The following is a 13,692-nucleotide window of genomic DNA, read 5'->3' as shown; positions in this document are numbered from 1 at the left end:
CCGCCAACACGGTCCCGGCGAAGGCGGTGGTGGCCAAGAAGCCCGCCCCGCCGCCGCCCCCGGTCAAGCGCCCGCCGGCCAAGCCGGCCCCCGCCAAGCCCGCCCCGAAGCGTCGCTAGGGGAGCGGCCGGGGTCGGCCCCGGACACGTGCCTCAAGGGGAATATGGCCTCTCCGGGGGGATTGCATTATCCCTCGGCTCCCCTATGCGCACCTTCCGCAGCGGCCTGACCGCGCTCGCCCTCGTCGCCGGCCTCACCGGCTGCCCCCGGCCCTCCTCCGTCGTCGCGCCCCACGTGCTCGAAACCGCCGCAGAGCGGGCCGGCCAGGGTGACGTGGAGGCGCGCACGCTCGCGTTCGCGGGCTTCCACGCGTACCTCGTCGCGGGTGACGCGAAGCTCGCGCAGCAGCGCTTCGACGCCGCCGTGCAGAAGGACCCGGGCGACCCGTACGCCCTGCAGGGCCAGGCGCTGCTGGCCCGGCGCAATGGCCAGTCCGACCGCGCGCTCGCCGCGTCGCTGGAACTGGTGAAGCGCGCGCCCCGCCACCCGGTGGCCGTCATCGCCGCGCGCTACGTGCTGGACCGCGTGGGCACCTCCCGCGCGGAGGACGACAACATCCTCAAGGGCGTGGACGCGGGACTCGCCGCGGGCGCCCGGGGCGAGACGGCCTACCTGCTGCGCGCCGCGCGCCTGTCCGTCGCGAGCCTGCGCGCGGACACGGCCACCCAGGCCCAGACGCTCCAGGACCTGGGCGGCGCGAGCGAGGCCACGCTGGTGGGCCCCTTCTCCCCCTTCCACGTGCTGGCCATCGACGAGCCCATCGCGCCGGAGAAGGACGGCTCCTTCGCGGGCCCCTTCACGGGCGCGTACGGCCCGCTGACGGCGCGCACGCTGCGCTCGCCGGACGGCCGGCTGGACCTGGGCGGCGAGCCCGGCCACGGGGACATGTACGCGCTGGGCATCGACGCGGAGGTGGCGCAGGCCGGCGTGTACCTGCTGCGCACGGTGAGCCAGACGTCGCACCGCGTGCTGATGGACGGCGCCCCCGTGCTGGAGCGCCGCGACTGGGCGCGCACCGCGTCCACGGTGAGCGTGCGCGCGCTGGAGCTCCCCGCCGGCAAGCACCGCTTCGTGGTGAAGATGTCCCGCGACAACACGCAGGGCGGCCTCTCCTTCGCGCTGGCGAAGGCGGACGGAAGCCCCTCCGGCGTGCGCCTCACCGCCGCCACCGGGCCCGCGCCGCGCTGGAACGCGAGCGCCCCGGGCGAGGTGGAGGTCCCGGACCTGTACCCGGGCGCGGAGGACCTGGCCCAGGCGCTCCAGGGCGAGGCCGGCGAGACGCTGAGCACCTTCCTCGCGGTGCGCGACGCCCTGGCGCGCGACCTGGACGGCACGCACCGGCTGATGGCGAAGCTGGAGGCGACGACGCCCGCGCTGCTCACCCTGCGCGCGGAGCAGGCCGCGCAGGACCGCGGCATCCCGTCCAAGGTGGCGCGAGGCCGGGCCACGCGCGACCTGGAGGCGGCGCTGGCGAAGGACCCGGGCAACGTGGCCGCGCTGCTCTTGCGCGCGGACCTCTTCCTGGATGACGGCCAGCCGGCCACGGCGCTGGACACCCTGAAGACGGCGCGCGACGCGGTGAATCCCGCGGGCTTCCCGGTGCACATCCTCCTGGCCCGCGCCGCGCTGGCGCTGGACGTGGACGCACAGGCGGAGGTGGCCCTGGCCTCGGCGCTGGAGGCCCAGCCGGGCCTGTGCGAGGCGCTGGGGCTGCAGTACTCGCTGGCGCGCCGGCGCGACGCGGTGGCCCGCACGGACGAACTGGTGAAGGCCCAGGAGGGCTGCCCCGGCGCGGACGCGCGGCGGGTGGACCACCTGCGCACGCGCGGCGACCTGGACGGCGCGGCGAAGGGCTACACGCGGCTGCTCGCGCAGGACCCGGACAACCTCACCACCGCCGCGGCGCTCTCCAGCGTCTACGTGAGCCAGCGCCGCTACGACGACGCGGCGAAGGTGCTCCAGACGCTGGCCACCGTGTGGCCGCGCAACGCGGAGATCCTCAAGCGGCTGGCGGACGTGCGCGAGTACGCGGGCCAGGGTGCGGAGGCGCTGAAGCTGCGCGAGCAGGCGCTGAAGCTTGACGGCACGGACCTGGCGCTGCGCCGCGCGGTGGAGCGCGCGAAGACGGGCAAGGAGCTGCTGGCTGCGTACGCCATCGACGGCAAGGAGGCGCTGAAGGCCTACGAGGCGGCGCCCGTGACGGGCGGCAGCGCGGCGGCGTACGTGCTGGACGCGGCGGCGGTACAGGTCTACCCGGACGGCTCGCTCGTCAACCGCATCCACACCATCCAGAAGGCGCTGGAGCAGTCCGGCGTGCAGGAGATCGCGGAGGTGAACATCCCCCGCGGCGCCCAGGTGCTGGCGCTGCGCACGCTCAAGGCGGACGGCCGCGTGCTGGAGCCGGAGAACATCGAGGGCAAGGACACCATGAGCCTGCCCGGCGTGCAGGTCGGTGACTCCGTGGAGGTGGAGTACCTGCTTCCTGAGAGCGACCGCGGCCCCGCGCAGCCGGGCTTCACCGCATCCGCGTTCTACTTCCAGATCGCCAACCAGCCGAACGCGTGGAGCACGTACACCGTGGTCGCGCCCAAGGGCACGGGCATGAAGGTGGACGCGCACGGCATGAAGGCGCCGCCGCCGGAGGTGAAGGGCGACGTGGAGGTGTTCCACTACGACGCGCGCCGCGTGCCGCCGTTCATCCCGGAGCCGGATTCGCCGCCCTCCGGCAACGAGTACCTGCCCTTCGTGATGGTGGGCGCGGGCGAGACGGGCAACGACGGGCTGGCGCGCGTGTACGGCGACGCGTTCCAGGACCGGTGGATCCGCACCTCGGAGGTGGAGGCGTTCGCGCGCCAGGCCACGGAGGGCAAGAAGGGCCTGGAGGCGGTGAAGGCGCTGCACGCCGCGGTGATGAAGCGCTTCTCCGGCCGCGACGCGAGCCTGGCGCAGTCCGCGGCCTCCACCGTGGCGCAGGACCGCGGCAGCCGGCTCACCGTGATGAAGGCGGGCCTGGAGACGCTGGGCATTCCGTCGCGCGTCGCCGCCATCCGCACCTTCAACACCGACCCCGCGCCGTACCTCTTCCCGGCGGACGCGCTCTTGCCCTACGCGGCGCTGCGCGTGGAGGTGCCGGGGGAGCAGCCGGTGTGGCTGGACACGTCCGTGCGCTACGGCCCCTTCGGCGAGCTGCCGGAGACGGCCATGGGCGAGCGCGAGGCGTACCTCCTGCCGGAGCCCGGCAAGCCCCTGCAGAAGGTGAAGACGCCGCCGCTCAAGCCGCGCGCGGGCAAGGACGTGAAGCTCACGCTGGAGCTGGGCGCCGACGGCAGCCTCAAGGGCCAGGGCGAGGAGACCTACTCCGGCTTCGAGGCCGCTCAAATCGCCGAGGCCTTCGAGCAGCTCTCCGCGGAGAGCCGCAACCAGGCGCTGCAGGGCGCGGTGGCGCGCTACTTCGGCGGCGCGGAGCTGTCGTCCGTGAAGCTGGAGCACCAGGAGGTGGTGGGCGCGCCCTTCGTGCTGCGCTACGCGTTCACCGTGCCGCGCTTCGGGCGCATGGAGGGCGACAGCCGCATGGCGCTGGGCCCCCTCACCTTCCCCGCCCTGCTGGGCCGGCGCTACGTGCAGCTGTCCACGCGCACCACGCCGCTCTACATCGACGACACGGAGGCCAGCCGCACGAACGTCGCGGTCACCCTGCCCCAGGGCTGGAAGCTCAGCGACCCGCAGACGGGCCTGAAGGTGGACAGCCAGTTCGGCCACTTCACCCGGTCGGAGAAGCAGGACGGGCGCACGCTCACCATCTCCGAGTCGTTCAACCTGCCCCGCGCCCGCATCACGCCGGCGGAGTACGAGAAGTTCTCCGGCTTCGCCGGTGACGTGGACCTGCTCCAGGTGCGCGAGCTGTTCCTCGTGAAGCAGTAGTCCTTCGCGCCGCTTCCGCGCACCCGTCAGTGGTGCGCGGAGCGGGGTCCGGCCGCATGCCTAGGGTTGCTGGAAGATGGCCACGGTGGGCGTTCCGTCCTGGCCGATGTAGCCGCGGTACATGCCGCTGGAGTTGAAGGGCATGGCCACGTGGCCCTGGCGGTCCATGGCGATGACGCCACCCTCGCCGCCGGCCTTCACCAGCACGTCGTGGACGACGTAGTTGGCGGCCTCCGGAAGCGGCAGGTCCTGGTACTCGACGCGGGCGCAGATGTCGCGCGCCACCGTGTAGCGGATGAAGAACTCGCCGTGGCCCGTGGCGGAGACGGCGCAGCGTTCATCCGCGTAGGTGCCAGCGCCGATGATGGGCGCGTCCCCCACCCGGCCGAAGCGCTTGTTGGTCATGCCGCCCGTGGACGTGCCCGCCGCGAGGTTGCCGTCCATGTCCAACGCCACCGCGCCCACCGTGCCGAACTTGTGGTCCCCCGTGATGGGGTCCACGCCCGGCGTCAGTGATGAACCGGGCTGCGGCTGCGCGGGTGTCGCGGGCTGGCCCGGCTGCGGCGCAGGGGGCTGCGCCGACGCAGGCGGCTGCACGGGCGTCACCGGCTGTCCGGGCGTCGCGCCTTGCGCAGGCGGCTGGCCCGGCGCCGGGGGCTGCGCCGACGCAGGCGGCTGGCCCGGCGCGGAGGGTTGTCCGGGCGACTGGCCTTGCGTGGACGGCTGCCCCTGTTCCGCGGGCGGTGCCCCCTTCGCCTTCTCCTGCTCCAGCGCGCGCTGGAGGCCCTGCCAGCGCTCCTCCGTGTAGAAGTACTTCGCGTCCACCAGGGGCATGCCCTGCGACTTCGCGAAGGCCTCCGCCCCGTCGCCCACCATCATCACGTGCGGCGACTTCTCCATCACCAGCCGCGCCAGGTCGATGGGGTTCTGGATGTGATGGACACCAGCCACCGCGCCAGCCATGCGCGTCTTGCCGTCCATCACCGCCGCATCCAGTTCGTTCACCCCGTCGTGGTTGAACACCGAGCCCTTGCCGGCGTTGAAGTACGGCGAGTCCTCCAGCACGCGGATGGCCGCCGTCACCGCGTCCATGCTGCGGCCGCCCTTCGCCAGAACCGCGTGCCCCGCCTGGAGCGCTTCGGTGAGCGCGGCGCGCATCGCGGCCTCGCGCTCCGGAGTCAGATTCTCGCGCGAGATGACGCCCGCGCCGCCGTGGATGACCAGCCCCCACTTCGGCTTCACGCGCGGCGGCTCGTCCGTGCGCAGGGCCGCCTCGTCACGCGCGGCGCCCGCCTGTGACGTCGTGGCGCAGCCCAGCGGGGCCAGCAGCAGCGCGGTGCCGGCGAGCAGGCCGCGGTGCATCCGGGAAGGGAACGAGGGGGACATGCCGTGCGCCTCCAGAAGGGAACACCTGTCGTAGAGCCGTTCCCCCAAAGCGTCCAGCGCCGCCGCATGCCGCGCCGCACCAGTCAGCGAGAAGGCGTCACCCCGGGCGCCTGCCTGTCCGCCTGCCCTCCGCTTCCCCTCCCGGAAGGGCATGACCACCGTGCAGGTTCGGGTTGTAGGGCATGCCCAGACATCAGGACATCGGGAGGACGGGGCAATGAAGAAGCTGAAGGGGATGAAGGTGGCCGTGCTGGCGGCGGATGGCTTCGAGCAGGTGGAGCTGACGCGGCCGGTGAAGCGCCTGGAGCGCGAGGGCGCGCACGTCACCATTGTCTCCCTTCACAAGGGCCGTATCCGGGGCATGAACCTGCTGGTGCCCGGCCGCAAGGTGCGCGTGGACGCGACGCTGCGCGACGTGAAGGCCGCGGACTTCGACGCGCTGCTCCTGCCCGGCGGCTTCATGAACCCGGACTTCCTCCGGCAGAGCGCCCTGGCCTTGGACTTCGTGAAGGACGCGGACCTCTTGGACCAGCCCATCGCGGTCATCTGCCACGGGCCGTGGCTGCTCGCGTCGGCGGGGCTGCTGGAGGGCCGCCACCTGACGTCCTGGCCGGGCATCCGCAACGACATGGAGAACGCGGGCGCGCACTGGACGGACGAGCCCGTGGTGCGTGACGGCAACTGGGTGTCCAGCCGGGGGCCGCACGACCTGCTCGCCTTCGAGCACGCCATGGTGGAGCTCTTCGCGGAGCGCATGTCGCCCGCCATCGCCCGTCGCGCTACCACGGAAGCCGCGCCGCGCTGGCCCCGGTGGCTCGCGGGAGGGCTCGCCGCCGCGGCCACGCTGGGCCTGGTCGCCCGCGGCCGCAAAGCCCTGGTCTAGGGAACCTGGAGTTCCCGGATGACTTCGTCCGAGCAGCGATAGCCCACGCGCCCCTGGCATGGGTCCACGACGATGAGGGTGCAGGCGCTGCCCTGGCGGTTCCTCGCCACGCAGGCGCCAATGTCCGCCTCCAGCCACAGCGCCAGTTCCGCGTTGAGCGCGTCGGTGCCCCGCACAAGGGAATCATCGGACACCTTCCGCAGGCACTGCTGGTAACGGGTGCACCGGGGGCTGTCCGCCAGCGCGCACGGGTCCTGCCCGGGGCCGACCTTGTCCTTCGCGGGAAGACACTGCCGCAGCCGCGTGGTGAGGATGTTCGCTGCCGAGGCGCGGTGTTGCTCGCGGGCCTGGTTCATCGCATCGAGGGTCTGGTTGGAGCAGTCCTCGTCCTGCGTCCAGCCCTCTTCGAGGCAGCCCTGCTTCCCGGCGCAACACGCCTGGATTGCCTTGCGCACGGCGGGGTGCCGCTCGAAGCCCTTGTTGCTCGGATCCGCGAAGCCACCCACGTCGCAGCCTCGCGTGCTCTCCCAGCCTGACTCGCGCAGGAGGATCGCGGGAGCGTTGGGAGGCAGGTCCACCACGTCCGATGCCAGGGGCAGCGAGTCCCTGTCCCGCGAGAACGCAATGACCTCCCGTTCGGTGCTTCCGCCATTGCCCTCATCGGAGGAGCGGCTCCACAGGGCCCAGAGCGGGCGTGGACAGGCGAGCCCCCCAGTCCCCTTCAAGGCGAAAGGCTCCGAGGACTCAGCGCCTTTGGCGGCCCGCGGAATCGACACGCGCACGCCCCGCTTCCACAGCGTGGCGTAGGCGTCCTTGCGCGTCTTCGCGTCGCCCGTCTTCACGGCCTTCAGGGCCGCGTCCATCTCCCCCTGCGGCTTCGCGACGGGCGTGGCCGCGAGCACCCACAGGAGTCCCCCCAGGACGGTCATCATGAGCGGGCACCCTAGAGCACCCGTCCGGGGATTTCACATCCAGCCCAGCTGGAGCCGCGCCACGTCCGACATGCGGCTCTGGTCCCACTGCGGCTCCCAGACGAGCTCCACGTTCGCCTCCTTCACGCCGGGCAGCGCGGACACCTTGGAGCGCACGTCCTCCACCAGCACCTGCCCCATGCCACAGCCGGGCGCCGTCAGCGTCATCTCGATGTCCACGCGCTGACCGCCCTCGTCCAGCGGCGTGGCCTTGCACGTGTACACCAGCCCCAGCTCCACGATGTTCACCGGGATCTCCGGGTCGTAGACCGTGCGGAGCTGCTCCCAGACCTGCTCCTCGTGGAACTCGCCGGGCGTGACGCTCTCATCGGGCGTCTTCGCCTTGGCGGCGTACTCCTCACCCAGCACGTCCGCGTTCTTCTCGTCGATGCGGAACAGCTGGCCGTACGGGTCCTGCACCGTGACGTTGCCGCCCAGCGTCTGCACCACCGTCAACTCCGAGCCCGCCGGCAGCAACACCCTGTCCCCGCTGGGGATGAGCATCGCGTCCACGTCGCGCTCGATGACCGTCATCGCGCCTCGCATGACCCCTCCCTACTCCGTCGACACCGACGTGGAGCGGCCGTCCAGCGCCGCGTTCAGCGTGTGCCACGCCAGGCTCGCGCACTTCACCCGGGCCGGGAACTCGCTCACGCCCGACAGCACCGCGAGCTTGCCCAGCGACTCCACGTCCACCTTGTCCGGCCCTTCGGTCACCAGCGTGTGCACGCGCTCGAAGAGGGCCTGTGCCTCTTCCCGCGTCTTGTCCTTCACCGCGCCCGTCATCAGCGACGCGGACGCCTTGGAGATGGCGCACCCCTGGCCCTGGAAGCCGATGTCGCGGATGACGCCGTCCTCCAGCTTGAGCGTCACGGAGAGCTGGTCGCCGCACAGCGGGTTGTAGCCCTCCGCCGCGCAGGTGGCGCCCTCCACCACCCGGAAGTTGCGCGGGCGCTTGGAGTGCTCCAGCACCACCTCCTGGTACAGGTCCTTGAGGTCCGAGCTCACGCGAACACCTCCTTCACCTTGTGCAGGCCCTTCACCAGCGCGTCCACGTCCTCACGCGTGTTGTAGAGCGCCAGCGACGCTCGCGCCGTGGCCGCCACCCCGAAGCGCTGCATCAGCGGCTGGGCGCAGTGATGCCCGGTGCGGATGCAGATGCCCTCCTGGTCCAGGATGGTGCCCACGTCGTGCGGGTGGACGTCCTCCAGCGTGAAGGACAGCACGCCCGTCTTGTGCGGCGCCGTGCCCACCAGCTTGAGCCCCGGAATCGACTGGAGCGCGTCCGTCGCGTACGCGAGCAGCCACTGGTCGTGCTGGGACACGTTCTGCATGCCCACGGCCTCCAGGTAGCGGATGGCCGCGGCCAGCCCCACCGCGCCCGCCATGTCCGGCGTGCCCGCCTCGAAGCGGTGCGGCACGCGGTTGTAGACGGTCTTCTCCATCGTCACGGAGAGGATCATGTCCCCGCCGCCCTGGTACGGCGGCAGCGACTCCAGCATGGACAGCTTGCCGTACAGCACGCCGATGCCCGTGGGCCCGAAGAGCTTGTGCCCGCTGAAGGCGTAGAAGTCACAGCCCAGGTCCTGCACGTCCACCGGGAAGTGCGTCACCGACTGCGCCCCGTCCACCAGCACCGGGATGTTCTTCGCGTGCGCCTTCGCCACCAGCTCCTTGATGGGATTGACGGAGCCCAGCGCGTTGGACACGTGCGTAATCGCCAGGAGGCGCGTCTTCTCCGTGAGCAGCGCGTCCACGGTGTCCATGCGCAGCTCACCGCGCTCGTCCACCGGGATGACTCGCAGCTTCGCGCCCGCCGCGTCGCACACCATCTGCCAGGGCACGATGTTGGAGTGGTGCTCCATGGCGGAGATGAGCACCTCGTCGCCCGGGCCCACGTGCTTGCGGCCGTAGGTGGCGGCCACCAGGTTGATGGCCTCCGTGGTGCCGCGCACGAAGATGACCTCGCGCACGTCCTTCGCGTGGATGAAGCGGCGCACCGTCTCGCGCGCGTCCTCGAAGGCCTGCGTGGCGCGCTCGGAGAGGATGTGCACGCCGCGGTGCACGTTCGCGTTGTCGTGCGTGTAGTAGCGCGTGATGGCGTCCAGCACCGCCTGCGGCTTCTGCCCCGTGGCGGCGCTGTCCAGGTACACCAGCGGCCGGCCCCGCACCTCCTGCCGGAGGATGGGGAAGTCCGCGCGCACCCGCGCGAGGTCGAATCCAGGCCCGCTCATCCCATCACCTCCGCCGTCCCCGGCAGCTTCTCCGCGAGCAACGCCTCCACCCGCGCGCGCACCGGACCCTCCGGCACCGCGCGCACCAGCTCACTGGCGAAGGCCTGCGTCAGCATCCGCTCCGCATCCACCTTCGGGATGCCGCGCGAGCGCAGGTAGAACAGCGCGTTGTCATCCAACCGGCCCACCGCCGTGCCGTGGGCGCACTTCACGTCGTCCGCGAAGATCTCCAGCTGCGGCCGGGCGTCCACCTGCGCGCCCTCGGAGAGCAGCAGGTTGCGGCTCTGCTGGCTGGCGTCCGTCTTCTGCGCGTCCTCGCGCACGCGGATCTTCCCGTGGAAGGTGCCGCGCGCGCGGTCGTCCAGCACGCCCTTGTAGAGCTCGCGGCTGGAGCAGTGCGGCATCGCGTGGTCCAGGTCCGTGCGGTTGTCCAGGTGCTGCGTGCCCCGGCCCACGAACAGGCCGTTGAGCACGCACTCGCCGCCCTCGCCCGCGAAGGCCGCGTGCACTTCGTTGCGAGCCAGCGCTCCACCGAAGGAGAACGCATGCGACTGGAAGCGGCTGTCGCGACCCTGCCGCGAATACAGCCCGCCCAGGTGCAGCGCGGTGTCACCCTCCGCCTGGAGCTTGAAGTGGCGCAGGCTGGCGTTGTCCCCCAGCGACACCTCCGTCACCGCGTTGGTGAACGTCGCGCCCGAGCCCAGGCCCGCGTACGTCTCCACCAGCGTGGCCTCGCTGCCCTCGCCCGCCACCACGACGATGCGCGGGCTGGCCAGCACCGGCCCATCACCGCCACGCGCGAGGAACAGCAGCTGCACCGGCACCTCGCTCAAGGCCCGGGGCGCGAGCGTGAGCAGCGCGCCCTCTTCCAACAGCGCCGCGTTGAGCGACGTGAAGGCATGCGCCGACGGCCGGGCACGCTGGCCCAGCGTCTCCTGCAACAGCGCCCCGTCCTCGCGCAGCGCCTGCGACAGCGGCTTGAGCACCACGCCGCGCGGCAGGCCGGCGAGCACCGACAGCGCCGGCACGAATCTCCCATCCACGAACACGAGCCGGGGACCGGGCAGCGCCAGCCGCTCCACCGCCCGCGCCACGTCCTCGCCCGCGGACACGTCCCGCACGGGCTGGAACGGATGCGACGACAGCGTGGCGACAGGCGTGTACTTCCACTCCTCGTCCTTGGACGTGGGCAGGCCGCGCGACTGGAACTGGCTCAACCCCTCCTCACGCAGCGCCTGGAGCCACGAAGGGGCGTCCGCGCGCGCCTGGAAGGCCCGGGCCACGTCCACGTAGTGGGACGCGCTCATGGCCGAGCCTCCTTCGCCTTGCCGGCCCCCTCCCCGCCAATCCAGCCGTAGCCCTTCTCCTCCAGCTCCAGCGCCAGCTCGCGTCCACCCGAGCGCACGATGCGGCCCGCCGCCATCACGTGCACGTGGTCCGGCACGATGTAGTCCAGGAGCCGCTGGTAGTGGGTGATGACCACCATCGCCCGGTCCTTCGAGCGCAGCCCGTTCACCCCGCCCGCCACGATGCGCAGCGCATCGATGTCCAGGCCCGAGTCCGTCTCATCCAGCAGCGCCAGCCGGGGCTGGAGCACCGCCATCTGGAAGATCTCGTTGCGCTTCTTCTCTCCGCCGGAGAAGCCCTCGTTCACGGAGCGGTTCATGAACGCCGCGTCCATCTGAACGAGCTTCGCCTTCTCCTTGGCCAGGGAGAGGAAGTCCATCGCGTCCAGTTCCTCCTCGCCCCTGGCGCGGCGCTGCGCGTTGAGCGCCGTGCGCAGGAAGTGCAGGTTGCCCACGCCGGGAATCTCCACCGGGTACTGGAACCCCAGGAACACGCCCGCCTTCGCGCGCTCCTCCGGCGGCGTGCCCAGCAGGTCCTTGCCGTCGAACAAGACGGTGCCCTTCGTCACTTCGTACGTCTCACGCCCCGCCAGCACGCCCGCGAGCGTGCTCTTGCCGGAGCCATTGGGCCCCATGATGGCGTGCACTTCACCGGCACCCACTTCCAGGTTGATGCCCTTGAGGATGTCCTTGCCGCCCACGCGGGCATGCAGGTCCTGGATGCTCAACAACGACGCCATCACCCCACGCTCCCTTCCAGGCTCACGCCCAAGAGCTTCTGCGCCTCCACGGCGAACTCCATGGGCAGCTCCTTGAAGACCTGCCGGCAGAAGCCGTTCACGATCATCGACACCGCGTCCTCCTGCGAGATGCCGCGCTGCCGGCAGTAGAAGAGCTGGTCCTCGCCAATCTTCGACGTGGAAGCCTCGTGCTCCACCTGCGCGGTCGCGTTCTTCACCTCGATGTACGGCAGCGTGTGGGCGCCGCACTCGTCACCCAACAGCAGCGAATCGCATTGCGTGTAGTTGCGTGCGTTCGCCGCGCTCTTGAGCATCTTCACCAGGCCCCGGTACGTGTTCTGCCCGCGGCCCGCGGAGATGCCCTTGGACACGATGGTGGACCGGGTGTTCTTCCCGATGTGGACCATCTTCGTGCCCGTGTCCGCCTGCTGCCGGTGGTTGGTGAGCGCCACCGAGTAGAACTCGCCCACCGAGTCATCCCCCTTGAGGATGACGCTGGGGTACTTCCACGTAATCGCCGAGCCCGTCTCCACCTGGGTCCACGAAATCTTGGCGCGCTGGTGCGCGATGCCGCGCTTGGTGACGAAGTTGTAGATGCCGCCCTTGCCTTCCGCGTCGCCCGGGTACCAGTTCTGCACCGTGCTGTACTTGATGGACGCGCCGTCCAGCGCCACCAGCTCCACCACCGCCGCGTGCAGCTGGTTGGTGTCGCGCATGGGCGCGGTGCAGCCCTCCAGGTAGCTCACGGAGGCGCCTTCGTCCGCGATGAGCAGCGTGCGCTCGAACTGGCCCGTGTCCGCCGCGTTGATGCGGAAGTACGTGGACAGCTCCATGGGGCACTTCACGCCCTTGGGCACGTAGCAGAACGAGCCGTCGCTGAAGACCGCGGAGTTGAGCGCCGCGAAGAAGTTGTCGGAGAAGGGCACCACCGTGCCCAGGTAGCGCTCCACCAGCTCCGGGTGCTCACGCACCGCTTCGGAGAACGAGCAGAAGATGACGCCCGCCTTGTAGAGCTTCTCCCGGAACGTGGTGGCCACCGACACGGAGTCGAAGACGGCATCCACCGCGACGTTCTGCAGCCGCTTCTGCTCCTCCAGCGGGATGCCCAGCTTCTCGTAGGTGCGGAGGATTTCCGGGTCGACCTCCGACAGGCTGTCCTTCTTCGGCTTCTGCTTCGGCGCCGAGTAGTAGCGGATGGCCTGGTAGTCGATGGGGTGGTACTTCGCCGCCTGCCACGAGGGCTCCTTCAGCGTGAGCCAGTGGCGGTACGCCTTCAGGCGCCACTCCAGCATGAAGGCCGGCTCGTTCTTCTTCGCGGACAGGACGCGGATGACGTCCTCGTCCAGGCCGGGCGGCAGCGTGTCCGCCTCCACCTGGGTGACGAAGCCCGCCTGGTAGCCCTTGCGGGTGAGCTCCTGGATGGTTTCGGTGCTGCTCATGAACGGACTCCCGTAGCGGAAGGAGGAGGAGCGCTGACGGACGCCGGCAGGCCCAGGCCCACCAGCCGCTCCGGCATGCGGGGCGCGGGCGCGCGCAGGTCCGCGAGCGTCAGCTTCCCCAGCGCCTCCTGGATGGCCTGGTTGATCAGGCGCCAGTGGCCGCGCACCTGACAGACGGACTCCAGCTCACAGGGGCCGGCGGGCTTGCCCTGGTGCTGGCCACACTCCGTGAGGGACACCGGCCCCTCCAGCGCGGACACCAGCTCCGCCAGCGAGATGGCCTCCGCCGGACGCGACAGGCCGTAGCCGCCGTTCGCCCCCCGGTGCGACACCACCAGACCCGCCTGCAACAGGCCCTTCAGGACCTTGCTCGCGGACGGAAGGGCAACATGCGTGCGCGCCGCCAGCTCTCGCGTGGTGCGGGTTTCCCCGTCCGCGCGCGCCAGCTCGGTCATCAGCACGATGCCGTAGTCGGTCATCTTGCTCATCCGGAGCATGTGGGAGTGTCTCCTCAAGGCTGTCCGCGGGCCCGATGCCCGCGACGGCCTCTTATGTAATGTGGACCTGTTCAGTCCACATTCAAATCCAGAGCGCTTCCCTGCCCGGCACGTCGGGTGCGGGTTCGCCGCACTCCACCGGGCAAGCTAGGGTGGAGCCGTCCGCTTTTTGAGTCCGTCTCCCCCCGAGGAGCCCCACCGATGCGCCGTCCCCT

At 71.0% G+C, this 13,692-nt stretch carries 11 protein-coding genes; 2 read left to right on the top strand and 9 right to left on the bottom strand.

The genetic code is table 11. The features are described from left to right. Positions 1-204 precede the first annotated feature (204 nt). Positions 205-3,981 (top strand): tetratricopeptide repeat protein, encoded by a 3,777-nt coding sequence (locus tag D7V80_RS36025; protein WP_120592401.1) that lies wholly within the window; start codon positions 205-207, stop codon positions 3,979-3,981. 60 nt (positions 3,982-4,041) lie between these two features. On the opposite strand, the gene D7V80_RS36020 is transcribed toward D7V80_RS36025, so the two are convergent. Beyond that, positions 4,042-5,367 carry an isoaspartyl peptidase/L-asparaginase family protein gene (locus D7V80_RS36020; protein WP_233585978.1) on the bottom strand — a complete coding sequence of 442 codons (1,326 nt, stop codon included), beginning with the start codon at positions 5,365-5,367 and terminating at the stop codon, positions 4,042-4,044. A gap of 217 nt (positions 5,368-5,584) precedes the next feature. Here D7V80_RS36020 and D7V80_RS36015 point away from each other — a divergent pair, with 217 nt between their 5' ends. Continuing rightward, a complete protein-coding gene (locus D7V80_RS36015; RefSeq protein WP_120592400.1) occupies positions 5,585-6,250 on the top strand; it encodes a type 1 glutamine amidotransferase domain-containing protein in 666 nt (221 codons plus the stop codon). Here D7V80_RS36015 and D7V80_RS36010 read toward each other — a convergent pair. Genes D7V80_RS36010 through D7V80_RS35975 form a run of 8 tightly spaced genes read right to left on the bottom strand, consistent with a single transcriptional unit; the run spans position 6,247 to position 13,477 of the window. Next, positions 6,247-7,182 carry a hypothetical protein gene (locus D7V80_RS36010; RefSeq protein WP_120592399.1) on the bottom strand — a complete coding sequence of 312 codons (936 nt, stop codon included), beginning with the start codon at positions 7,180-7,182 and terminating at the stop codon, positions 6,247-6,249. The genes D7V80_RS36015 and D7V80_RS36010 overlap by 4 nt on opposite strands. A gap of 33 nt (positions 7,183-7,215) precedes the next feature. Beyond that, entirely contained in the window at positions 7,216-7,767 is a 552-nt protein-coding gene (gene sufT, locus D7V80_RS36005) for a putative Fe-S cluster assembly protein SufT (RefSeq protein WP_014393963.1), read from the bottom strand. A 9-nt stretch (positions 7,768-7,776) separates the two neighbouring features. After that, positions 7,777-8,229: a Fe-S cluster assembly sulfur transfer protein SufU gene (sufU, locus tag D7V80_RS36000; RefSeq protein ID WP_014393962.1), complete on the bottom strand. Its 453-nt coding sequence runs from the start codon at positions 8,227-8,229 to the stop codon at positions 7,777-7,779. Beyond that, positions 8,226-9,455, bottom strand: a complete 1,230-nt coding sequence (locus tag D7V80_RS35995; RefSeq protein WP_014393961.1) for a cysteine desulfurase — start codon at positions 9,453-9,455, stop codon at positions 8,226-8,228. Before D7V80_RS35995 ends, sufU begins: the two co-directional genes overlap by 4 nt. Then, a complete protein-coding gene (gene sufD / locus D7V80_RS35990; protein ID WP_120592398.1) occupies positions 9,452-10,762 on the bottom strand; it encodes a Fe-S cluster assembly protein SufD in 1,311 nt (436 codons plus the stop codon). The genes D7V80_RS35995 and sufD overlap by 4 nt, the downstream gene beginning before the upstream one ends. Further along, positions 10,759-11,541, bottom strand: a complete 783-nt coding sequence (gene sufC / locus D7V80_RS35985) for a Fe-S cluster assembly ATPase SufC (RefSeq protein WP_120592397.1) — start codon at positions 11,539-11,541, stop codon at positions 10,759-10,761. The genes sufD and sufC overlap by 4 nt, the downstream gene beginning before the upstream one ends. Beyond that, entirely contained in the window at positions 11,541-12,980 is a 1,440-nt protein-coding gene (sufB, locus tag D7V80_RS35980; protein WP_120592396.1) for a Fe-S cluster assembly protein SufB, read from the bottom strand. The genes sufC and sufB overlap by 1 nt, the downstream gene beginning before the upstream one ends. Continuing rightward, entirely contained in the window at positions 12,977-13,477 is a 501-nt protein-coding gene (locus tag D7V80_RS35975; protein WP_120592395.1) for an SUF system Fe-S cluster assembly regulator, read from the bottom strand. Before D7V80_RS35975 ends, sufB begins: the two co-directional genes overlap by 4 nt. Positions 13,478-13,692 lie beyond the last annotated feature (215 nt).

Source organism: Corallococcus sp. CA054B (genome assembly GCF_003611625.1).
GTDB classification, from domain to species: Bacteria; Myxococcota; Myxococcia; order Myxococcales; family Myxococcaceae; genus Corallococcus; species Corallococcus coralloides.
Note: the sequence above shows the minus strand (reverse complement) of the source record. Positions and strands in the feature narration are given on the sequence as shown.